The following is a 24534-nucleotide window of genomic DNA, read 5'->3' on the forward strand; positions in this document are numbered from 1 at the left end:
TTGCGGGGACTGAATGACATCACGTCGATTAGCAAAAATCGCTCAGGCGATATTAGAAACAGTGAGTACGACAATATTGTTGCATTTGCGCGATCCTCGGATCAGCAATGTAACGGTCTTGCATGTTGATGTCGCACCTGATGTGCAATCAGCCAAGATTTATATTTCGATCATGGGGGATGAAAAGGCAAAAGCACTTTGTATGCATGGTTTGGAGTCCGCTAAAGGATTTATTCAGTCCAAAATAGCAGACCGAATTCAAACCCGATATACACCTGTGATTAAATTTGTTCTGGATTCTTCTGTCAAAGAGACAACAGATGCACTTCGTCTTCTGGATGAGTTGCAGGCCGAGAGAGAAACAGAAGAGTCAGCGAAAGAGCCTTCTTCAGTAGAGGAGCAGGGCACTGACGAGGAATCGTAGCGGGGTTAGCTGGCAGTGTTTCCGTGAATGAAAGAGTTGTTTTCATTACAGTCCATTTGAAATATCTCAAATATTGCACAGACAGATATGGTTGCTAAAAAAATTTCAACATCCGATAAACAGGCTATCTGTAAGAAGCTGATTGCGTTACTCAAAAAACGGTATTCAGCAACATTACCCAAGTATGATCGTCCCGTTCTGGAGACCATTCTACACGCCATCTGTCTTGAAAATACGACAAATTCAGAAGCGGATGAAGTGTTTGATGCTCTGCTGGGTGGGTTTCATGATCTCAATGAAATCCGGGTCAGCACAATCTCCGAACTGGAATCCATTTTTTCTGCTGTCGGTGATGCTGAATGGCGAGCGTATCGAATCCGATCTGTGTTACAGTATGTGTTTGACAAAGAATTCTGTTTCGATCTGGAGTTGATGAGAAAGAAAACACTGGAGCAGGCACAGAAGCAGTTAACCAGGATGAAGTCATTATCTCCCTTTGTGATTAATCACACCCTGCAGGTGATTTTGGGGAGTCATCTTGTGCCGGCAGATGAGAAAATTCTGAATGCCAGTAAATGGCTGGGGCTGGTGTCTGCAGATGAGTCGATTGAAACCGCCAGCGATAGTCTGAAATCCACTGTGCGTAAGTCGGATGCTCCGTTGTTTAGTCATCTGTTGCGTTGTCTGGCGACCGACGAAGAGTTGGCAGCCGACTTTAATCTGGCGAAGAATCCTCTGCCGGAAGAAGGCGTCGATTTGATGCAGGCTCCCAGTCGGTTAGAGGGCATGTTTGCTAATCCGCTTTCAAAGCAGAAGAAAAAGACTGCAAAGAAGAAAAAGAAAGCGTCGAGTAAGACGACAAAAGCGGCTGCGAAAGTGAAAAAGAAGGTTCCAACAAAAGGAACCAAAAAAGCTGCTAAAAAGACACCTGCCAAAGCAGCCAAGAAAAAAGTGCCTGCGAAAAAGGCGGCGACGAAGAAAAAAGTACCTAAAAAGAAGAAATCTTCTTCCAGCAAAAAATAGGCTTGCAGAACGGATCGATGCGATCCAGCCTCTCAGAAGACTGCAAATCGCCTTCGTACGCCCTGTTCCATAAAGATTCTCCAGGTTCTCGGTACTAAAATAATAGATTCCGCAGAAAGCAGGCTTGGAGAAGGTGGTGAATAGAAGTTACAATAAATATTCTCTGTTACTGTGCTTGTAAACATAGTCGATAGTATCGGATAGAGAATAAATACCTGATCTCTGTTTCCACAATGGAGTTTGACGATGAGTGGTTATCCCAAGACGGCGATCCTGTTAGCCTGTCAGTTTCTGTTGTTACCTGTATTAACGGTTTCAACGGGGCCGACATCTGTCTCAGCCAAGATGCCAGGCAAGAAGGGAAGCAAAAAGGACCCTCAGAAGCCGCCGGTACCTAAAGTGTTTTCTCTGGAAGAAGGGATCGCCGACGATGTCGTGCTACCCCTGGTTCCGGCAAAACCGCGTACTCCTGAAGAGCAGAAAAAAATCGACTCTGCCGCCTGGTATATGACCGGGCGTTTGCGCGAAGCACGAAACGATTTCATCGGCGCCTATGAAGCCTACAAGAAAGCGATGGAAAACAATCCCAATTCCGTCGAGATCTACCGAGTTCTAATCCGGCTCGCATCGGGGCTGGATAAAACAGAAGAAGCAATTGAATTTGCACAAAAGGCTGTCGAGCTCGATCCTGAAGATTATGAACTCATGCGTAAGCTGGGTTTACATATGGCAGGACAGGGGCGTTTTGAAGACGCAGTGATGTTTCTGAATAAGGCATCCGATTCGCCGGCGATTAATAAAAAATCGGGCGTGTATGTCATCATCAAACACGACCAGGCAAATCTCTACGAGCGCTTAGGGAAGCAGGAAGAAGCGGCGCAATGCTGGGAAGTGGTATTTAATGCACTGACCAAGCCGGATGATTATACCTTTGAATTTACTACGCGATCTCAGCTGGAAGCAAAGCAGGCGAAATTATATGAACGAATGGGGCAGTCGTTTTTAGAGACAGATCGTTTGAAGCTGGCTGTGGAAGCATTCAATAAAGCGGCAGAATCGCAAAAAGGCCGTCCTGGAATTCTCAAGTATCATCTGGCACAGGTTTATTTTCGATCCAAGCAGTATCAACAGGCACTCGATTCACTACAGTCCTATTTCGATGAACAACTCCAGTCGAAAGGGCGTAAGGCCTATGAATTTCTGGGTGAAATCCTGGCTGCATTGAATCGGTCCGATGAGCTGATTCCAAAACTGCAAACGCTGGCAGAAAAAGATCGATTCAATCGGACCCTGCATTACTATCTGGCCGAGCAGTATGGCGCTGCGGGACAGTTTGATAAAGCAGAAAAGACCTATCTGGATTCCATTGGCAATTCATCCGACGTCGAAGGTCTGGCGGGGTTGATGTCGCTGTATAAGAAAAATCAGAAGTACGACAAGCTGATTGAGACCCTCTCTAAAATTGTGCAGACGGGAGATGGGATTCAAAAAATTCAGCCAGATCTGCAGAAGATGTCGCAGGACAAAGAGTTTGTAAAGACGCTGGTTGCCGAGGCACAAAAACTGAAGGATAAAGACCCTCCGGGTGTCGATGTGTTTTCCGGTTTTATCATTGCGAAACTGGCTGCCGAAGCGGGTGAGAAAAAAGCAGCGGGTGAATTCTATCAGTTTGCGATGAATGCGGCTGAAAAGCATAAAAAACCACAGGTACGCGGCAACTGGACCCTGTTGATTCTGCAGGAGTACAGCGAACTCTTGCGAGAAGAAAATCAATATGGAGAGCTGGCCGAGTTCCTGCAGAAGGCTGTTAAGAATCCACTTTTGGCACCTCAGCGAATTAACCTGTTGTATTTTCTGGCGGACGCTCACGAGCGAAATGGCGAAACAGAAGCTGCGATCAAGGTCAACCAGGAAGCACGACAGGCAGCCCCCCGGTTTCCCTTGCTCGATTACCAGCATGCCTGGATCTACTATCACAGTCGAGACTGGGACAAAGCGATTGTGCAGCTGAAGGAATTCATCAAAAAGTACCCGCGGCAGAAGGAGCGTGTCTACCAGGTGAAGATGATGCTTTCGAATACCTATGTACAACAGGGAGACATTGCCAAGGGAGAAGCCGTTCTGGAAGAGTTGCTCGCCGATGATCCGGACAATCCTTCGATCAATAATGATCTGGGATATCTCTACGCCGACCAGGGTAAGAATCTGGAACAGGCCGAAAAGATGATTCGAATTGCCTTGAAGTCAGAACCGAATAATATGGCATACCTCGACAGTATGGGGTGGGTCCTGTTTAAGCGAGAGAAATATAAAGAGGCGCAGGAATACCTGGAACGCGCCAGTAAGTTGCCTGGAGGCGGCGATAGCACGATTCTGGATCATCTGGCAGACTGCTACCACAAATTAGACAAGACAAAAGAAGCAACAGAGCTTTGGAAGAAGGCACTGGAAGATGCACTCAAGGCTACTCCCCCAGACACAAAATTGATTGAGCAGCTCCAGGAGAAACTCAATCAGTAAACGATTTCTTTCCTTTCTGGTGTTTTGTAATATAGGTTAATTATTTTCTCATCTGCGTCGTTCTGGCGCAGATATTTCACTTTTTATTTATTCAGTTGAGCGAACTATAAATGGCAGGTCATTCACATTGGGCAAATATCGCCGCCAAGAAAGGGGTGATTGATAAAAAGCGGGGTAAGCTGTTTGGTAAGTTGAGTCGTGCGATTATCGTGGCGGCACAACATGGCGGGGGCGACCCGGGTATGAATCTGGCATTGCGGTATGCCATTGATAAGGCTCGTAAAGCCAGTATGCCGAAGGAAAATATTGACCGTGCCGTGAAAAAAGGCTGCGGTGAATTATCGGGTGAAAACTTTGAAGAGCTGGTCTATGAAGGTTATGGAGCCGCGGGTGTGGCAGTATTGTGTGACATTCTGACAGAGAACCGGAATCGAACCGCCGGTGAAATTCGCAAGATCTTTGAAGTGCATGGCGGGAACCTGGGCAGTACCGGATGCGTGGCCTGGATGTTTGAACGCAAAGGGTTGTTTCTGGTCCCCTGCGAAAATGTCGAAGAAGACGCGCTGTTTGAGATTGCACTGGAAGCGGGGGCAGATGACGTTTCTGCCAATGGAGATGTATACGAAGTCACCTGCAGTGTAGAGGCATTTCAACAGGTTGCAGATATATTCGAAGAAAAGAAAATTCCCACGAATCTGGCTGAGATTTCGCGCATTCCTGATACAACAGTCGATTTGGGAGTCGAAGACGGGAAGAAAGTGCTGAGGCTCATGGAGGCACTTGAGGATCATGATGATGTGCAAAGTGTAACTGCCAACTTTAATATTCCGGATGAGATCATGGCAGAAGTCACCGCCGACTGATTCTCAAGCACCAGGTAATGGGGACAGAACGTTGACGATTGAATTCAGTTGCTCGCATTGTAATAAAGTTCTGAAGACGTCAGACGATAAAGCGGGCCGCAGAGCGAAGTGCCCCCAATGTGGCGAGCCAATTGATGTTCCCCAGCTGACTCAATCTGCTGCAGAGCCGGCAAGTGACGGCTTTGACGCATTCGAAGAAGTCGTTCCGGAACAAAAGAGCTTTCTTGCTGAGCAGACTGCGCCCGTTCGGGAAGAAGAGAGTTTTCTTTCCGCAGAAAGTATCGACTGTCCCATGTGTGGCGAGTCAATCCCTGCTGATGCGAAACGGTGCAGACACTGTGGTGAGGCGATTCAGGAAGAAGTATCTGGCCCCCGTAGCATCAAGGTGGGCGAGGTTTTTTCGCGCGCCTGGAATGTGTTTAAAGCAAACCTGGGGCAAGTCATCGGGATTCATGTATTAGCCTATATTCTCTGTGTTGTGGCGTCATTTGTTGTTTTATTTGTGATTTCCGCGATTGGCTTTGCCGGGTTGTTGGCGATCGCGGGAAAGCCGGATCCGGGCGTCATGGTTTTGTCTGTGGTTATCTTCTACATCGCCTTGATTTTGGTCAGTGGCGTCGTTCAGCTCTATTTTATGCTGGGAGTACTCTCGTTTTTGCTGAAACTGGTTCGAGGAGAGCAGCCGGGATTTAATCTCATCTTCAGTGGTGGTCCCTATTTAGGAAGGATGCTGCTCTGTAGCATCGTATTTTTTCTGGCGTACTTATTAGGCTACCTGTGTTTTGTCATTCCAGGACTCATTATCGCACTCATGTTTTGGCCATATCCCTATTTGTTAATTGACCGCAATTTGCCAGGCATCGATGCCTTTACGGATTCGAGAAAGATCACTAAAGGCAATCTGATGAGCCTGTTCCTGATTTACCTTTCGTTAGTGGGACTCACTCTCGTGCCGTATGGCTTGATTTTGATTATTACCATCGGCATGGAGCAGATGGCAGGGCAAATGGCTATTCTGGGAGTGTTGCTCGTTTTGGGATTTATGGCAGCAATTTACATCCTTCTGATTCCCTTTTTCATGTTGGTGGGGACCGTCAGTTACGCTGAGATGACCAATCAGTGAACGCAACCATTCTTTGAAACCGTTGCAATTCTTAAGAGCTCCCCTGTCTGGGTTTTACGGCTGGGGAGTTCTTTTGCTATGATACCCGCCATTGGGCAGAGGCTGTGGCGCCTCTGGGCAGAGTACTTAGATTGTGGATGTGAACATGGTTCGTGAGCCTGTCATAAGAGGCGATGAGGAACCGGAAGATGATTTTTCCGGTGGCGGAGAGGGCTGGGATTCCAGCTATCTGGCCGATGATGCGGAGTACGATGATGCGCTCAGACCTCAGCGGCTCAGCGAAGTCGTCGGGCAACGTGCTGTAGTGGAACGGCTGGAAGTCTTTCTGGATGCCACCCGCAAACGGAACGAACCTTTGGGGCACCTGCTGCTGGATGGGCCTCCAGGATTAGGAAAAACGACGTTAGCCTCCGTTTTGCCTCGCGAATTGGGAACCGAATTACAGATTACTTCAGGACCTTCACTCAGTGCGCCCAAGGATCTACTGCCTTACCTGACGAATGCCAGTCATGGTTCGTTTTTGTTCATTGACGAAATTCATCGTATGCCGGCGACGGTGGAAGAATTTATCTATCCCGCGATGGAAGACTTTCGGGTCGATATCACGCTGGGCGAAGGGCTGAACGCACGCACGGTGAATATGAAACTTCAGAAATTCACCGTGATCGGCGCCACCACGCGGAGCGGGATGCTGACCGCTCCCTTGCGCGATCGTTTTGTCCGCCGCGAACATCTGGATTTTTACGAAGATGTAGAACTGATCGAAATCGTCCGCCGCAACGCGAAAAAACTGAGGACGGAGATCACCGATGAGGCTGCTTTCGAAATCGCCCGCCGCAGTCGAGGTACTCCACGGAAAGCGAATAATCTGTTGCGCTGGGCTCGAGACTATGCGACCAGTAAGGCAGATGGTAATATTACCAATGACATCGTTGCCCGCGCCTTTGAAATGCTGGAAATCGATCAGATCGGTTTGGAGCGACAAGACAGGCGTTATCTGGAGACGTTGATTAAGACCTTTTCCGGAGGACCTGCAGGAGTTCAGGCACTCGGTCACAGCTTAAATATTCCGGCGGATACACTGGAAGACGAAGTCGAGCCGTTTTTGCTCCGCTCCGGTTTTATTCAGCGTTCTCCCCGAGGCCGTATCGTCACGATGGCTGCTTTAGAACATCTGAAAATAACGCCTCCCGAGTCGGGAACTTTGTTCGGCTAAGCCACGACGATCTCAACAGTGAATTAAAAGAAGAACCATGAGTCAGTCCGTTACGTATGATTATGATGTTGTTGTCGTTGGAGCCGGGCACGCCGGTTGTGAAGCTGCTTTAGCGTCTGCACGTCTGGGAGCGAAGACGGCTCTGTTGACCATGAACTGCGATACCGTCGGCCAGATGAGTTGCAATCCTGCGATTGGCGGGGTCGCGAAAGGGCAGATTGTCCGTGAAATTGACGCGCTCGGCGGAGAGATGGGGCGCGTGATCGACGAGACGGGGATTCAGTTCCGGATGCTGAATCTTTCTAAAGGCCCGGCGATGCACAGTCCGCGTGCGCAGGCCGACAAAAAAGCCTATCAGTTCAGCATGAAATGGAAAGTAGAACAGCAGGACCATCTGGCACTCAGGCAAGAGATTGTAAAAAGCCTGATGGTCGAACAGGGACGAATCACCGGAGTCCAGGTTCACGGCGAGGCTCTTTATCGTGCGAAGGCAGTCATCCTGACCACGGGCACTTTTCTGCAGGCGATCATGCATACGGGAGAGGCCAAGACCAAAGGGGGACGCGCCGGCGAAGGGACCACTGGAACATTGTCTGATAGCCTGGCCGAACTGGGATTTGAACTGCAGCGTTTTAAGACAGGAACGCCGGCACGGCTCAACGGCCGCACGATCGATTTTTCGGTTCTGGAAGAACAGCCCGGCGATGAAAATCCGCAGCCTTTTTCTTATATGACAGAGAAGATCAATCAGCCGCAGATGTCCTGTTTTTTGACAGAGACCAACGAGCACGTGCACCGGTTGATCAATGAAAATCTTCACCGCGCACCGATGTATTCCGGCCAGATCAATTCGACGGGCCCTCGGTATTGTCCTTCGATTGAAGACAAAGTCGTTCGCTTCTCAGAACGCAATTCGCATCAGATATTTCTGGAACCGGAAGGCCGTTATACCAACGAGTATTACTGCAATGGAATCTCCACCAGTCTGCCCCGTGATGTGCAGGATGAGATGATTCATTCCATTCGCGGACTGGAGAAAACGGAAATCATGCGCTACGGCTATGCCGTCGAATATGATTTTGCGACCCCCACTCAATTGAAGCCGACGTTAGAAACCAAGACTGTCGAAGGCTTGTACTTTGCCGGCCAGTTAAATGGGACTACAGGCTACGAAGAAGCCGCCGGCCAGGGACTGTTGGCCGGGCTGAATGCTGCTTTGAAGATTGCCGGTAAAGAAGATCTGGTTCTGGATCGTAATGAAGCCTACCTGGGCGTTCTGATTGATGATCTGGTGACCAAAGGCGTGGATGAGCCTTACCGCATGTTTACATCGCGGGCCGAATTTCGATTATTACTTCGGCAGGATAATGCAGATCGTCGAATGACGCCCATCGGTCGCCGCGTCGGTTCCGTGGGAGAGGAGCGATGGCAGAAGTATCAGGCGTATGAGGCAGAAATTGCTCAGATCATTGAGTTCATTCGCAGTACGCGTTATCAGGGAAATTCACTGGAAGAATGGCTCCGCCGTCAGGATATTGGTTGGAACGAGATTTGTGAATTCGCACCTGCTTTGAAAGCGCTTTCCCTCTCGGATCGGGCAATCCAGCAAACGCTGATTGAAGTGCAGTATGCGGGGTATATCCGCCGCCAGACAGCCGAGATCGAAAAGCAGAAAAATGTGGAAACACTGCACATACCTGACCATATCGATTATCAACTGGTACCGAACTTGCGCAATGAAGCCAAGGAAAAACTGAGTCGCGTCAAGCCACGGAATATCGGTCAGGCGGGTAGAATCAGCGGTTTGACCCCGGCTGATTTAACGGTGCTCGTGCTTTATTTAAACAGCGCCAGCCGAATAGCCACGTAATTCTTGCGTTTCTGGCACTCTCATTTTTCTTAACTCGCTGTGGTAAAAGTAGTTTTCGCCTGCGCGGATTGTTCCTGAGTCGCTGAAACCAGTGGTTTGAGGTGGAAATCAGTGAAGGTTGGATGATTGTAAGTGTATAATTCGTACATGTTTGTTTCAATAATTTGGTCAACGTGGCGAATGCGTGTTGACCATATCGTCAGAATAGATACAATCGGAGTTATTGATAATACTGGTAAAGTCAAGCGGTATTGAAAGTTTTGGCGTTTGTATCTATGTGGGATACTTGTGACGTCTGGAAAATCAGTAGCGTTTGGCAAGTAAACGGGCCACAGAACTGCACCTTGGAGGATGCGGTTTTTTATCACTTTACTTGTTTCCAGGTAAATAGATAAGAGGCTGATTATGGAGATGTCAGTTTCATGCAGCGAACTTGATGAACGGGTCATCGATTTCACTGCGCAGGGGCTCGGTTATTGCATGTTGTAATAGCCTTACAGCGCTTGGTCTTTCCCGCTTTACTAGGGCGGGTCTTCAAAGGATGGATGAGCAATATGAAAACGGTCTTTACCACAGGCGAAGCCGCAAAGATTTGCAAAGTGAGTCAACAAACGATTATTCGCTGTTTTGATTCTGGCCAATTAAAGGGATTTCGTGTACCCGGCTCTCGCTTTCGTAGAATTCCTCGAGATGTCTTATTCAAGTTTATGAAAGACAATGGGATTCCCACTGATGCACTGGAAAGTGGAAAACGCAAAGCTCTGATCGTGGACGACGATGAAGAACTTGTAGAATTGATCCGCGATGTCCTGGATGCAGATTCTCGATTTGAAATCCGCGTTGCTAACAACGGTTTTGATGCCGGGATGATGGTCAAAGAGTATCACCCTGATATTATTATTCTGGATGTGATGCTACCTGACATCAACGGAAAAGAAGTCTGTCAACGAGTCCGCAGCGATTCTTCCATGGATGATGTAAAAATTATTTGCATCAGTGGTATGGTTGAAGCAGACAAGATTGACGATTTAAAAGCCGCTGGTGCAAATGACTTCATGCAGAAACCGTTTGAAGTCGAGCAACTGGCAGATCGGGTCTGTACGCTTCTGAATTTGGAATCCGTTCACGCTACTGGTTGATTCCAAAATGAACAGTCATCAGTTTCATGACGGTCGGATTTTTTTCCGGTCGTCGTGGATGCTGTTTCAGGGAGTATCAGATGTCGAGCGAAACCGGTGCCCTCAGCTTGGATTTGCCGGACGCGTATTATAGACGTCTGTTTGCATTGATTCCTGCGCGCTCACTGGAATCAATTCTCAACGCTCTGTCCACAGTCTGGTGTGAAGCAACAGGCGCAGATGCGGCCTATATTGCCGTCTTGCATCGCCGGTCACATCAATTGACGGGCAGCATCCATCGGGCTTCGCAGAATAATACGGAATATTTCATTCTGGATTCGATTCAACCGGCGCACTCTGGTTCGGAGCGTGCGCAGGCTGTTGATATCTTTGCGCAGGGGAGATCGTTTACGCTGATTTCCCCCGTACCATTCGAATATTATGCGATTCCCTCTGATCAAGCTGACGTCGCGGGTGTGTGCCTGTTTTCTTCGTTACAACTCGCGGAAAAACAGCCTCTCATGACACAGCTGGTAGAGTTGAGTCAGCGTCTGCTGGCTCAAGTGCTGGAACAGAAACCAGCTTTGTTGTCGGATACTGATGCGAAGGGCACTCCCGATTCAGAAGGGGAAAAGAAGCCGCCCGCAGAACATCGTGTGATACCCAGTATTGATAAACTGGAAGCGATGGCAGAATTCGCAGCCGGTGCCGGGCATGAAATCAATAATCCCGTAGCGACGATTGTGGGGCGCGTGCAGATGTTGTTAAAGGATGAGACAGATCCGGAACGCAGGCAGTCTCTGTCAACAATCGGCGGCCAGGCTTATCGCGTGCGCGATATGATTGGGGATGCGATGCTGTTTGGCAGACCACCTGTTCCGAACCCGAGTTTGCTCAATCTACAGAAAACAGCACAAGAAGTTCTGATCAGTCTGAACGAAACGATTTCCCAGTCCGGAATTCAGATCACAGTTGAGATTCCCGAATCACATTCGATCTGGGCCGATGAAGTGCAGTGGAAAGTTGTGTTGAGTAATCTACTGTTGAATAGCCTGAATGTGCTGGAGTCCGGCGGTCAGGTTCGGATTATTTCAGAAGAGTTGACGACCGGTGCGAGTCAAAGCCTGCATTTACGTGTGACTGATGATGGTCCAGGTTTAACAGACCAGGAACGGGAGCATTTATTTGACCCCTTCTTTTCTGCGAGACAAGCGGGGCGGGGCTTAGGGTTTGGGTTGTCAAAGTGCTGGCGGATTGTGTCGCTTCACGGAGGATCGATTGAAGCGGAAACTAATCCTGATCGTGGCGTGACATTTCATCTGATCTGGCCTGCGGAAAATCCTGCAGAGAGTAAAAACAAGTGACTTTTTGAAAATCATCGCTTGCGGATCAGTCGGGGATCGGTTTCAATATACCCAGCAGGACGTCTGGCAAGTTGATTTTTCGCGAACAGAATTTGCTTTGCCCCTATATTTTATCGATCAAGCAGCCTGAGGGACGATGGCGGCGATTCATTCCTTTCTGATAATTCTGACCAGCTTTTTAGGGCAGGCCGAGAAAATTTCGGATGTGCCTCTTAAAAAAGAGCCGGCAAGATATGCGATCGAAGCACCCGATGTGGTTGTGGTCGGGGTCCCTGTCAGCAAAGTTACGATCCGTGCACTCAATGTCAATGGCTCACTGGATACGACGTTTTCCGGTCATCCTCAACAGATCATTGGTATCGATTTGTGGATTGATGAAGTTGATACCGCTTTGCCACCATTCAAAGACGGCATTCTGGAGCTAAAGACAGACTTGGCCAAGAATCAAAAAGTCTTTGTGACTTCCGATACGATCGTCGTGGATCCGGATATTCGTGGGGCGGGGGCGCTGGAAGTCTATCGGATTTCTCGCTGGTTAAGTTTGCTGCCTCCGATTGTGGCTGTTGTTCTGGCGGTCTGGTTTCGAAATATCATATTGGCACTGTTGGTCAGTATCTGGTGTGGGGCTGTAATTTTAGCCCACGGGAATCTGTTTCTGGGCTTTGTGCATACCCTGGATACGTTTGTCATTCATGAAATTGTCGAGCCGGGGAGTACCGACAATTCTCATATGATGATCATATTGTTTACGATGTTCCTCGGTGCGATGGTTGGTGTGATGTCCGTCGGTGGGGGAACGGCAGCATTAGTGAACCGGCTTTCGCAGTATGCGACAAAACGCGAGCACAGTCAGCTCATGACCTGGTTCCTGGGACTGGTTGTCTTTTTTGATGATTATGCGAATTCGTTGCTGGTCGGCAGTTCGATGCGGCCTTTAACAGATCGTATGAAAGTCTCCCGCGAGAAGCTTGCATTCCTGGTTGACTCGACCGCCGCTCCCGTTTCGGGGATTGCGATTATTTCGACCTGGGTGGGAGTGGAAATCGGTTACATTGCCGACTCCTATGCCAGCCTGGGGATGGCAGAAGATTACTACACCACGTTTTTATATAGTCTGCCTTACCGTTTTTATCCGCTGCAATTACTGGCGTTCGTCTGGCTGGTTGCCTATCTGGGACACGATTTTGGTCCGATGTTGAAGGCCGAAGTGCGTACGATTGCCTTTAATCAGGTCATGCGGCCCGGGCGTTTCAATATTGTCGAAGCCGAATCGAGTGCAGAAAAAGGAGAGCTGGCTCACCGCCAGTTATTGCGGAATGCGTTGATTCCGTTATCTGTGTTGCTGGGGCTGGCAATGATCGGTCTGTGGTGGACGGGGACGATTGAAATCGAGCGTCTGAACCTGGAGCGTTTGCATCAAGGCGAATTGTTACTGGAGAAGAATTTACGGACGATTTTAGAGCATGCCTCACCCAATCGGGTCTTACTGATTTCTTCTTTTCTGGCTTCGATTGCTGCTGTTGCCAGTTGTAGCTTTTCCAAGTCGCTTTCACTGAATGAATGTGTCGAAGCCTGGTCAGTCGGTGCCAAAAGTATGTTTCTGGCAATTCTGATTCTGGTTTTGGCCTGGTCGGTGGCCACGGTTTGTGATGAGGACCATCTGAATACGGCAGGGGTTCTTGTTGAAATGCTCTCGGGGCATCTCTCTCCGAACTGGATGCCGACGATTACTTTTCTGCTGGCGGCAGCCGTGAGTTTTGCCACAGGGAGTTCCTGGTCTACGATGGGGCTTATAATGCCTTTATCAATTTCCGTCACCTATAGCTTGCTGGTCCCATTGAACGAAGCTGAGCCCAATCATCATCTGATGTTGGGGACCATTGGCGGCGTTCTGGCGGGAGCTATTTTTGGGGATCATTGTTCGCCCATCTCCGATACGACGGTGCTTTCATCGGCAGCGTCCGGGTCGGATCACCTGGATCACGTTCTCACACAAATGCCGTATGCAATGACTGTTGCCGTCGTTTCTGTTGTGTTCGGGTATATTCCGGTCGGTTTCGGCATTCAACCGTATATTCTTTTGCCGGTCGGTTTGATTGTCTTGTTTCTGATCCTGCAGTTTTATGGGCGTTCGGCGGAAGCGGAAGCGGAAGCGATTCTGGAGGCCGGGGTGACTGCTGAGGAATATAATCGTTCTAATGGTGGGGAGAGTGAGGAAAAAGATATAACCGATAAAGTTGATCCAGCATCCGAAGATCAGAAAGAGTCTGCAGAAGAGCCGGTAGAAGAGGCTTGAAACTGTGTTGTATCACGGATTTGTATGCTATAATTTCCCTATACTCCGTAAACTGGCAACTTGTTTGTTTTAATGTATAGGTGTCCCCCAGAATGCAGCCCCAGCAAAAACTCAGTGGAATTTTTACCCCGAATCTGGTTCCCTACGATTCCAAAGGCGAAATTAACGAGCCGGAATTACGACGCTACATCGATTGGCTCATTGAAAAAGGGGTTCACGGGCTTTATCCCAACGGTTCTACCGGCGAATTTACCCGTTTTACTCCCGAGGAACGGCGTCGGATTGTGGCGATCATTGCTGATCAGACCAAGGGGCGTGTGCCGATTTTAGCGGGAGCGGCGGAAGCCAACGTTCGCGAAACCATTAAAGCGTGCGAGTACTATCATGGCCTGGGCATTCGGGCCGTGGCGATTGTGGCTCCCTTTTATTACAAGCTGAGCCCCGCTTCGGTTTATGCCTATTTTAAGGAAATTGGCGATAATACTCCGATCGATGTGACCCTGTATAACATTCCGATGTTTGCCAGCCCGATCGATGTACCTACAATTCAGCGCCTTTCCGAAGAATGCGAAAAGATCGTGGCGATCAAAGATTCATCGGGAGATATCCCGAATATGATTCGTATGATTCAAGCCGTGCGTCCGAACCGTCCTGATTTTTCATTTCTGACCGGTTGGGATGCCGCTTTGATGCCGCTGCTGTTGAGCGGGGCTGATGGGGGAACGAATGCCAGTTCGGGAGTGGTTCCTGAACTGACGCGGAAGCTCTACGATTTGACGATGTCGGCTCAACTGGATGAAGCCCGCCGAGTGCAATATGACTTGTTGACTCTGTTTGACACGATGATTTACTCAGCCGAGTTTCCGGAAGGATTCCGGGCTGCTGTTGAACTGCGTGGTTTTCAAATGGGGCAGGGGCGACAACCGATTACCTCAGAGCAACAGACAGATATTTCCACATTAAGTCGAACGCTGCAGTGCATGTTGTCCCAACACGGCTTTACGAATGAGCCGATCGGCGGCTGTGCTACCGGAATCACGGAAGAGCTGGGCAGCAATGACGTGTCACAAATTGTGCAACACGTCGTTGCCGAACTCAACCGTCGGAATCTGATTTAGCCGATCATCAAAGTTTACGCTTCGAGTTGACCGCGGTAGTAGTCTGCGCCGGTTGTCAGTGCATCGTCCAGTTTGTCAGGATCTTTACCGCCGGCTTCTGCCATGTCAGGGCGCCCACCACCTCCGCCGCCGACCACTTTGGCGGCGGCTTTGACGCAATCGCCGGCTTTGAGGCCCTGTTTGACCAGGTCCTTGTTGACGGCTGCCATCAGGGCGACTTTGCCGTCAATCACCGTACCCAGGATGAGAGCGACCTGCTTGCCTTTTTTACGCAGAAGGTCTGCCAGTTCTCGCAGTTGATCGCGGGAAGCGTCCTGTGCATGGTAAGAGACGATTTTGACATCGTTGACTGTGGGTGCGCGTTCCAGCAGCTCCTCTGCGGTGCCCGACAGTGACTTGCTGGAATACTTCAAGAGTTGTTTTTTGGTGTCCCGTAATTCATCCTGAAGCTGCGCGATTCGCTGAGGCAGTTCATCGGGCCGGGGCACTTTAAGTTGTGCGGCAATTTCCTGAACCAGTTTCTCCGTGTTTCTGGTTTTCTCCAGGGCTTTGGAGCCGGTTAATGCGTGGATCCGGCGTACCCCTTTGGCGACGGGTTCTTCATTCACGATTTTGCAGAGTCCGACCTGTCCGGTGTTGGAGAGGTGGGTTCCCCCGCACAATTCAATACTGAAATCTCCCATTTGAACTACACGCACATTATCGGGATATTTTTCACCGAACAATGCCATTGCACCAAGATCACGGGCTTTCTGCAGTTTCATCAGTTCGGTACTGACAGTAGCGCCTTCGGAAATACGCTGATTGATGATGTCTTCAATCTGGCTGAGTTCTTTGGGAGTGAGTGCTTTGCTATGGGAGAAGTCAAAGCGAAGTGTGTCTTCTTCTACTTTGGAGCCCCGTTGCATGGCGTTTTCTCCCAGCACCGTTCGCAGTGCATGATGCAGCAGGTGGGTTGCCGAGTGAGCACGCTGGATGCCGGCGCGCCGTGTTTCAACTACCGTTGCTTTGAGAGTTTGTCCCAGATTGAGCTGGCCTTCTAACAGGTGGCCCAGATGCAGAGTCAATCCCCCATTTTTCTGGGTGTTGATAACTTCAAATTTGACTCCGTCTGCTTCCATGAAACCAGTATCGCCTACCTGACCGCCGGCTTCTGCATAGAAGGGGGTTTCGTCAAGGACGATAGCAACGGGGTGGGCGTGCCCTTTTTCCACGACGGACTCGACCAGACGGTCTTCTGCGATAATTCCAACGACTTTTCCTTCGGCTTCTGTGGTTTCGTAACCTTTGAAGATGGTATCGCTGGTTGTTTTATGCAGTGCTGTGAGCGGACCTTCTGACATCACCGAGTTTGCAAAGGCGTTTCTGCCGCTATCTTTCTGATGTCGATCCATCAGGGTATTGAATTCATTGCGATTCACGGCAATATTATTTTTGGCAGCCAGGGCTTCAGTCAGTTCAATCAAAAATCCGTCTGTCTGGTGTAGATCGAAAGCGTCTTCGCCCGAAATTTCGGACTTGCCTTCCTGTTCTGCTTTCTTCAGGAACCCAGCGAAACGGGTGAGTCCTTTTTCAATGACGTCCAGAAACTGTTCTTCTTCGTCTTTGATTGTGTTCTGAACATTTTTAACTGTTTTGACGATGTCCGGGTAGGGCGTTTTCATAATTTCAACGACCGCAGGTACCAGCTGATACAGGAAGGGTTCATTTTTACCAAGCAGATAACCTTCGAGAAGCGCGCGTCTGAGTAATTGACGTACGACATAGCTTTCTTTGAGACTGCCGGGATTGACCCCTTCATGGATACTGAAAGTAATGGCGCGGACATGGTCAGAGATACGACGAATGGGGCGTCCTTCGGGGGCTTCAAACTTGTAGGACGTGCCGACGGTATCAGCAGCTGCCAGGCAGAGTTGTTTGAGCGTATCGATTTCAAAGTTACTGGGGACTCCCTGCAGAACCGATGCGGTTCGTTCGAGCCCCATGCCGGTATCAATGTTTTGTTTTGGGAGTGGCTTCAGGTTATCGGGTGGATCTCCCACGCGGTTGAATTGCGTGAAGACCAGGTTCCAGATTTCGACGTTGTCCTTGCCGCCATTGGGGTGATAGAAAATTTCACTACACGGGCCACAGACGCCATCCGGGCCTAACGAAGGTGCGCCGGCGGGCCAGAAGTTTTCGTGTTCATTTTCACGGCTGATGCGATTGGCGGGGAGCTTGATTTCGTCGTGCCAGATATTGTAGGCTTCGTCATCTTCTTTGTAGACGGTGACCGACAGCAGGCTTGGATCGAGACCCAGCCATTTTTTATCGGTCAGATATTCCCAGGCCCAGTGAATGGCTTCGCGTTTGAAATAATCTCCGAACGAGAAGTTACCCAGCATTTCAAAAAACGTGTGATGATAGGCGGTGACGCCGACATTCTGAATATCACCCGTACGGAGACACATCTGGCACGTTGTGGCGCGCGTGAATTCGAGTTTGCCCACACCCAGGAACTGATCTTTAAACTGGTTCATCCCGGCGGGGGTAAATAACACGCTGGGGTCATCGCGTGGAACCAGGACATCGGATGGTCTTCTGACACAACCTTTTTCTTCAAAGAAGGAAAGATAACTCTCGCGAAGTTCGTCTGTTTTCATTGTTTTTTGATTGCTTCTTGGGGAGAAAGGATCACCTTTCGGCCATCCAAAAGTTGTAATGTTACTGGTGAATCGTTTACCTTTTGTATTTCCCGGTAAAACGATTCCGGCATCCTGACCATCTGGTTATTAATATGGCTGATAAAGTTTCCCTCTTTGAGGCCAGCCTGTTGTGCAGGGCTTTCCGGAGCGACATGCGTCACGACGACCGCAGGTGGGTAACTGAACGGACTGAAGGTAAATTTCTTGCGCGCCGTAGGATAATCAACTCTAAGTCCGCGCCAGAGAGGGTGCTGAAACTGAGTTTGAACAATTCCCTCATCATCCGCCACTGGCCATTTTCCTAGTTTCACTGTCAGAGTCAACTCATGCGGTTTTTTTCCTCTCAAGATTTGGAGCTTTACTTCCTTTCCCGCGCCTGCCTTGCCTACTTCCCGCATCAAGTCGAAATCACGGGTCAGTTTTTGTCCGTCGATCGAGAGAATCAGGTCGCCTGGCAGCATGCCGGCGATTTGGGCAGGGGAGTACTGTTTGACGCTTTCGGCTTTCACATAATAGGGCTCTTGCAGCACGGAATTCCGTGCGAAGAGATGCCTTGCCTGATTTTGTTCAATGGTCCGGGGATAGATACCTAAAAAACCGTATTCGGCTTCCATGCCCGCGGCAAGTCGGTTGATAATCCGCAGGGTTGCTTTGTCAATCGGAATGGCATAGCCCGTCGACTTTTCATAACCCTCTAATGCGGCGAGAGAGGTGGTTACGCCGATTAGATTTCCATCAAGGTCCAGTAAGGCACCGCCACTGGTACCGAGGTCGAGGTGTGTGTCGACCTGTAATAATGTTCCAAAGTGGTGCAGCGTTTCTTCTTTATCCAGTTCCTGATTTAAAAAATTTTTGAAGACCGGCACCGGGTAACGATGAAAATTGCTGACGATTCCCCAACTTGCACTGGGTGAGCCATCACGGGCGATGGCATAGGGATTTCCCAAGGCAATCACAAACTGGCCTTTGCGAATTGCTTCGGTGCTTCCGTATTTGATGGGATTGAGAGAGCGAGGGCTATTACTGGAAAGTCCTTTAGCTGGTGTGAGGACAGCCAGATCACTGCGCGGATCCGCGGCGATCAGTTCTGCATAAAATCCCTGTCGGTTGGCGGCGTGCACATAAATTCGATTTTCCGAAATGGCTTTCTGCCCTGCAACCGGTCCGCCCTCTGTGAGATGGTAGTTTGTCAGTATCAATACCCGATTCTGTTTTGTCGGGTCTGGAATGAGAATTCCTGCTCCAAATTCATTGGGGATAAAATTCAGGTTTTTCGGATCTTGCGATAAATTTAATCCCTGATTCGGATCCAGACCGAAGGGGGCGGGAATCCGCGATTGAATCTGTTGGCGTTTCGTTTTGATTTTTGAAATGGCGACGACCGACTGCTCCGATTTTTCAATAGCTCGTACCAGTTGCTGTTGAACGGCAAAGGCTATGGCCCGGGCATCCGGTTGTTGCGCATAGAGTAGCTGGGTTTGGAAAGAGAGCAGTATATACAGCCCGATCAGGAATGCGATGAATGGCACGACATGACTGCGAGCAAATTGTAATGGTTGAGCATTGAACATGCATTGACCTGGATTGAATCAAAGGGAAATGTATCTGCGATACAGGTGAACTTGTTTCAAGTCAGCCCGACGTTGCTGATTTCTGATTTTACTCTGTTTTTGGGTATAACCCAATGCAAAACGACCTTGAATACCACTTCTGGCATCAAGGTCGTTTATGCGTCTACTGATGAATGAGTTGCGTTTACTGGACGTTAACGAAATCAGGCTTCGACCGCTTCCGGCTGGGAAGAGGGAACAAGCCCTTTTGCTTCCAGAACTTTCTGTTTGATTTCCTGGCAGATATCAGGGTTCTCTTCCAGCACGACCTTGGAACGGTCGCGACCTTGTCCGAGACGTGTTTCTCCGTAGCTGAACCAGCTTCCGGCCTTTTTGACAATTTTATTTTCGACGGCAAGATCCAGCAGGTCCAGTTCAAAGTTAATTCCGCCCGTCGTGAGCATATCGAATTCGGCGATGCGGAACGGAGGGGCGATCTTATTTTTGACGATCTTGGCTTTCATACGAATGCCGGTAACCGTATCGCCGTCTTTCAGAGTCGCGATGCGGCGGACATCGACACGAACTGAGCTGTAAAACTTCAGGGCACGACCGCCGGGCGTCGTTTCGGGGCTGCCGAACATGACGCCAATTTTCTCACGAATCTGATTGATGAAAATCACAGTCGTTTTCGATTTGGAAATCGCGCCGGTTAACTTTCGCATGGCTTGACTCATCATGCGCGCCTGTAGACCAACGTGTGTATCGCCGATCTCACCATCCAGTTCAGCTTTCGGAACCAGAGCGGCAACCGAGTCCACGACAATGACGTCAACGGAATTCGATTTGATCAGCATTTCGGCAATCTGCAGTCCTTCTTCACCATAGGTGGGTTGGCTGACCAGAAGTTCCGAAATGTTAACGCCGAGTTTCTTGGCCCAGACGGGATCCAGTGCATGCTCGGCATCGATAAAGGCGGCGATGCCCCCTTCTTTTTGGGCATTGGCAATCACATGTAATGCGAGCGTGGTTTTCCCACTCGATTCAGGGCCGTACAGCTCAATGATACGACCGCGGGGAAAGCCTTTGCCGCCCAGTGCCAGGTCGAGTGAGAGCGCGCCGCTGGCAATCGAGGGAACGGCCTGGGCGTTATCGCCCGTCAGTTTCATGATAGCGCCTTTGCCGAACGCCTGCTCAATTTGTCCCAGAGCGTTGGTGAGCATTCCTTCGGAGTCACCAGAGCCGTTATTCTTAGTGGGAGGGGGAGTTGCAGCTCGTTTTGATCGTGCTTTTGCAGCCATTGAGGTCTTCCTTCAATAATATGGCATTTGCCCCGCAAATGAGTTCGAGTTCGTCAGGCGAAGCAAGTGCCTAATTTATCGAGAATTGCGGGGACGCTATTATTGAACGCCGTCTCGACCCATGGATTCTAAAAGAAGTATCTATTGTGAACTAATATATACTAGTTAGTTTTTCTTCTGCCACAATAGAAAACATGAGACATTTTTATCTGTCGGCAATTATTTCAGAATTTCCCCAGTCTGAAAAGGAATAAATGGAGGGAAAGCTTTGAAAATTCACAATAAGCTCAGTCAGAGCCGGACTGGGTTTCTTTTTCAATCAGCATGCCCAGATACGACGTGCGGATGGGATGAGTCATTCCCAGATAAGCAGCCAGTTCAATGATGGCATTATCTGCTTCCTGGAGTTCCGACTCTTCTGCCAGGAGCTCTATTTCTGCAAACAGGCCCAGTCCTTCGACTTCATCGATGGTGATTTCAAAGGCGCGCTGCTGATGCTGACAGGTAAAGGGAGTCCGCCGTTTGCGGACACTTCTCAAAGGATGAAATCCCAGTAGCTCCAGCATTTCAGTCAGTTGTTCGAAGGCAGACTGGCCGGATTCAAATGCCAGCTCGATTTCTTTGCGTATTTTGCTGACCGTGTTCCGCTTGGGACCTTTATAGGTGACCCGATTCTCAGAGCCGATGCGGCGGATGCGAAAGGCTTCGTCCGTTTCAGCAAAATTTCGTACGGGGTGCGTGAAGTAAAGGTCTTCCTGTTCCTGGTCCGTTTCCTGTGTCGCGCCGAGTTGTGCCAGTTGATCCAGCAAAGCCGTTTTATCAGCGAGTAAAAACTTTTGTTCCACTTCCAGCATTGGGAGTCTCTATGATGGGGGACGTTCAGATAAATAGAACAAGGGGGTTTAGTCACGCCAGGGGTGTTTGATTTTTTCCCAGTAGGAGTCGAATTCAAACTTGGGACTGTTGTCGAGATCATGACACTGGTAGCAGGTACTCTTTTTGGCTTCGGCAAGCGTGACTCGCATCACTTTTTTGGCTTCTTCGAGTTTGTCCATCTCAACCAGTTCGATGTGACCGCTTCCCGGGCCGTGACAGTTTTCACACTGCTGACCTAACAGGTGTGGCGATTCCTGTTTATTCACAAAACCACTTTTGTAACGAATCACTTCTTGAGGATGCCAACCGGTCACATGGCAGGAGAGACATTCAGGATCATAGATGCGGGAAATAATTTTCTCACCTCGTTCAATCTGATCCTTGCGCCCGTTAATCAGGCTTTCATAGGCATGGGCGTGCGCGGTGGTGAGCCATTTTTCATAGGCTTTGGTATGACACTCGCCGCACGTTTCGGCTCCGACGAATGTGGCGCCGCGGGGGTGGTCGATGGGAAGTTCTTTCGCTGCCAGATCTTCCTGTTTCAGGCGATCCTGATAGAACTGCATGTGTTCGGCCATGCGGGGGGTGTCTTTGAAACGTTGTTTATCGAGCTCGATTACCGTAAATCGAAACCGTTTTGAAGGATCGTCTTGGGACGCCTGTTTTGGATAATAGCCGACGACTCCAGCGTTTTTTCCCTTGTGGCCGACATCGACCATCATAGTTTTGCCGATGAATTTTGGTTCGCCAATCGGGTCTTCTACACCACCTGCTGTTAGCAGAATGTCAAAGACGGGGAACTTCTCTGCCAGTGCCTTCGACTCCTCTTTTTCGGACTGGGAGAGCAGAATCATCAGATCCGGTTTGGCTGCTTCCATTTTTTTGATCACGTCAGGCAGGACTTTGGCGGGTTCCTGCCAGGTGATATCGGGGACTTTTTCCATGTGGCTTTTACCGATGATCGAAGTAACCGCCATTGTGACGCCACCGACATCGATGATTTTGAAATGGCTTTTGCCCAGATCGGGTGTGTCCAGAATCAGAATATTTGCTGCCAAAAATGTGGGTGTCGTGTTGGGGGAATTGGGCTGGGGATTATGCAGTTGCAGGAAAATATCGGCGCCAAAGCGAAGTTCTTCCGGTCCCAGTCCGACCCCGGCGTATTTCATATCTTTCATTGAAGCGAGAATGGTTTCATATTTGATCTGGCTCTGTCGCCGATTGCGTTTAACGAGACCTCCCAGATCAAAAGCGGTGACAGGCCACTTGCGGTCTTCGATCTGTTTGAAGAGATTGGCCAGTAGCGAAACGCCGCCGGTCTGATTTTGAGTACACCCGCAGGGTTCCAGATATCCGTGCCGTTCACCCGTTAAAACAATCGCCAGTTCAGGCGCAGGCCAATCCTTAAATAATGGCTTAGGTGTGCTTTGAGAAACCGCCGTTATTTTCGTCGTTACTGTCGCTTTGTTTTTTTCCGGAGCGGTTTTTTTCATTTTGGTAACATCGGGAGTTTCCGATGTGGAATCCGAATCTTGTTCGGCAGAAGGAGAACGTTCCGGACTCTGTTGTTGCGATTGATTTTCAGAAACGGCTGAATCGGAAGTTGTTGTCGTTGACTGAGATGTGTTGCTTTCACAACCAGCCTGCAGAAGCAGGCAGAGCAGAGAAAGCAGGCAATATTGGAGTGAGATTTGTTTCGATAACATTCAATGCGGCCTTCCATGGAAATGAATGAGGAACATAAACAGGGTAGGAGATTCCTCGCTGTTTATCTTAGCTCATCACATGGTGTTGCGTCAAAGTGGATCTGACAGTGGCCCGGACAAAGTGAAAGAGAAAATAGATAAAAACAAGACGGAGCTATGAGTTTGAGAACAGATTCGAGCCTGAATTCAGGGTTTGAGTGAAATGAACTGAACCCGGAACTCAATTTCTTTGGCATTGGGGTGGTTTGTTTGCAGTTTGACTTTCGCCAGATTGGTACGCCCAAAGGAGACTGGCGGTCCAGGTGGAACAGCAAATTTCAAAACATAGCGCTGTTTCGTTTTCGATTGAAAGCTGTCATCTTTTTTGAGCTCAAATTTCAGAAAATCAGGTGAGATTTCCTGATCGACAATTTCCAGAGGTTGTTCAGTTCCTTCCACAAACATGGAGAGAACAACCTCTTTTCCTTTTTGGGCAGAAAACTCTCCCAGGTTCAAGACCATGGATTGCGGGTTCCAATGCACACCAAATGTCGGAACAATTCGAATGGGGCCTGTATGATTTCCTGAAACCTGAATCACGAATGTTCGATTTTCGGCCGGATGCTCGTGCTTGTGGTCGTGCCCTTCAGGATGATCGTGTGCTTCTGCGGACAAGTCATTGGGGATGTCTGTCTTAACTGTCAAATGTTCACTGAATCCTCCCAGGGGGAACTTGGTGGGGTCGGCGGTGACCTCGATCGAATAGCCTGACTTGGCATCCGCTTCTTTGAGTTCTTCCGGGGTGAGTGGTTTGAAGGAAGCCTTCAGCCCGGAACGGTCGGATTCGATTGCTGTGATCTTGAATTCATCCAGGTACTTGGTGTGCATTGATCCCTGGTACGAAACCGGTTTATCACTCGACATGGTGGGAAGGGACCAGCTTGCTGTCCCCATCATCCCTCCGCTAAACGTAATCAGAGTATTGGCGGTGCCTTCGATCTGAAGTTTGAGTTCCTGATTCTTAGGATCGTTTGTGAAAATGGTGGCCGTTTGCCCGAAATGCTCCTGTGCACTTTTAGGGGTCCACGTCAGTTCGATCTCAATGGATTTCCCCGGGGCGACGGAATTGTCCTTCATTTCGCTGAGCGTACATTTACAGGTGGTGTTTCCTTTTTTGACTTCGAGTGGAACTTCCCCCTCATTTTTTAAGATAAACTTGTGCGACAATGATTGTCCCACCGCCATCTCACCAAAGTTATAGAGTGACTCATCGACGACTGCTTTGGGGTACGGGCCTTTTTCAGCAATCTTGGGGCGGTCGTCATCGGGGGATGCTACAGGTCTCGCCGGTTGCGGCGATTCAAGATCACCATTCCCCCGTCCGAGCCAGACAGTACCAACAAGTGCGACGATGAGAACAACCATTGTTGTGAAAACAGTACGAAGGTTCATAATTCCACCAGCAAAGAAGTCGTTATATATGAGATACAAAATAATAAGTTG

At 49.3% G+C, this 24534-nt stretch carries 17 protein-coding genes; 11 read left to right on the forward strand and 6 right to left on the reverse strand.

Annotated features, from left to right (window positions below; genetic code table 11):
• The first annotated feature begins 13 nt into the window (after positions 1-13).
• From rbfA to Enr17x_RS06365, 11 genes are all read left to right on the forward strand, one after another.
• Entirely contained in the window at positions 14-424 is a 411-nt protein-coding gene (rbfA, locus tag Enr17x_RS06315; protein WP_145306938.1) for a 30S ribosome-binding factor RbfA, read from the forward strand.
• A gap of 87 nt (positions 425-511) precedes the next feature.
• Complete coding sequence (locus Enr17x_RS06320; protein ID WP_145306940.1) at positions 512-1447, forward strand: hypothetical protein; 936 nt, start codon at positions 512-514, stop codon at positions 1445-1447.
• Between the two features lie 246 nt (positions 1448-1693).
• Positions 1694-3967 carry a tetratricopeptide repeat protein gene (locus Enr17x_RS06325; protein ID WP_145306942.1) on the forward strand — a complete coding sequence of 758 codons (2274 nt, stop codon included), beginning with the start codon at positions 1694-1696 and terminating at the stop codon, positions 3965-3967.
• Positions 3968-4077: 110 nt separating this feature from the next.
• Positions 4078-4830 carry a YebC/PmpR family DNA-binding transcriptional regulator gene (locus Enr17x_RS06330; protein WP_145306944.1) on the forward strand — a complete coding sequence of 251 codons (753 nt, stop codon included), beginning with the start codon at positions 4078-4080 and terminating at the stop codon, positions 4828-4830.
• A gap of 31 nt (positions 4831-4861) precedes the next feature.
• Positions 4862-5953 (forward strand): DUF975 family protein, encoded by a 1092-nt coding sequence (locus Enr17x_RS06335; RefSeq protein ID WP_198000994.1) that lies wholly within the window; start codon positions 4862-4864, stop codon positions 5951-5953.
• Between the two features lie 130 nt (positions 5954-6083).
• Positions 6084-7169 carry a Holliday junction branch migration DNA helicase RuvB gene (gene ruvB, locus Enr17x_RS06340; protein WP_390622547.1) on the forward strand — a complete coding sequence of 362 codons (1086 nt, stop codon included), beginning with the start codon at positions 6084-6086 and terminating at the stop codon, positions 7167-7169.
• Between the two features lie 37 nt (positions 7170-7206).
• Positions 7207-9039: a tRNA uridine-5-carboxymethylaminomethyl(34) synthesis enzyme MnmG gene (gene mnmG / locus Enr17x_RS06345; RefSeq protein ID WP_145306950.1), complete on the forward strand. Its 1833-nt coding sequence runs from the start codon at positions 7207-7209 to the stop codon at positions 9037-9039.
• Between the two features lie 554 nt (positions 9040-9593).
• Positions 9594-10178: a response regulator gene (locus Enr17x_RS06350; protein ID WP_145313933.1), complete on the forward strand. Its 585-nt coding sequence runs from the start codon at positions 9594-9596 to the stop codon at positions 10176-10178.
• A gap of 80 nt (positions 10179-10258) precedes the next feature.
• A complete protein-coding gene (locus Enr17x_RS06355) occupies positions 10259-11521 on the forward strand; it encodes a sensor histidine kinase (protein ID WP_198000995.1) in 1263 nt (420 codons plus the stop codon).
• Between the two features lie 136 nt (positions 11522-11657).
• Positions 11658-13817 carry a Na+/H+ antiporter NhaC family protein gene (locus Enr17x_RS06360; RefSeq protein WP_145306954.1) on the forward strand — a complete coding sequence of 720 codons (2160 nt, stop codon included), beginning with the start codon at positions 11658-11660 and terminating at the stop codon, positions 13815-13817.
• A 92-nt stretch (positions 13818-13909) separates the two neighbouring features.
• Positions 13910-14935: a dihydrodipicolinate synthase family protein gene (locus tag Enr17x_RS06365; RefSeq protein ID WP_145306955.1), complete on the forward strand. Its 1026-nt coding sequence runs from the start codon at positions 13910-13912 to the stop codon at positions 14933-14935.
• Positions 14936-14949: 14 nt separating this feature from the next.
• On the opposite strand, the gene alaS is transcribed toward Enr17x_RS06365, so the two are convergent.
• From alaS to Enr17x_RS06395, 6 genes are all read right to left on the reverse strand, one after another.
• Complete coding sequence (gene alaS / locus Enr17x_RS06370) at positions 14950-17577, reverse strand: alanine--tRNA ligase (RefSeq protein WP_145306957.1); 2628 nt, start codon at positions 17575-17577, stop codon at positions 14950-14952.
• Positions 17574-19190, reverse strand: a complete 1617-nt coding sequence (locus Enr17x_RS06375; protein WP_145306959.1) for a trypsin-like peptidase domain-containing protein — start codon at positions 19188-19190, stop codon at positions 17574-17576. Before Enr17x_RS06375 ends, alaS begins: the two co-directional genes overlap by 4 nt.
• Positions 19191-19393: 203 nt before the next feature.
• On the reverse strand, positions 19394-20470 hold the full coding sequence (gene recA, locus Enr17x_RS06380; RefSeq protein ID WP_145306961.1) for a recombinase RecA: 1077 nt from the start codon (positions 20468-20470) through the stop codon (positions 19394-19396).
• Positions 20471-20757: 287 nt separating this feature from the next.
• Positions 20758-21324, reverse strand: coding sequence for a class IV adenylate cyclase (gene cyaB / locus Enr17x_RS06385; protein ID WP_145306963.1), 567 nt, complete (start codon positions 21322-21324; stop codon positions 20758-20760).
• Positions 21325-21372: 48 nt separating this feature from the next.
• Positions 21373-23052 carry a multiheme c-type cytochrome gene (locus Enr17x_RS06390; protein WP_145306965.1) on the reverse strand — a complete coding sequence of 560 codons (1680 nt, stop codon included), beginning with the start codon at positions 23050-23052 and terminating at the stop codon, positions 21373-21375.
• A 186-nt stretch (positions 23053-23238) separates the two neighbouring features.
• Positions 23239-24483, reverse strand: a complete 1245-nt coding sequence (locus tag Enr17x_RS06395; RefSeq protein WP_145306967.1) for a DUF1573 domain-containing protein — start codon at positions 24481-24483, stop codon at positions 23239-23241.
• Between the last annotated feature and the right edge of the window lie 51 nt (positions 24484-24534).

The organism is Gimesia fumaroli (genome assembly GCF_007754425.1).
GTDB classification, from domain to species: domain Bacteria; phylum Planctomycetota; class Planctomycetia; order Planctomycetales; family Planctomycetaceae; genus Gimesia; species Gimesia fumaroli.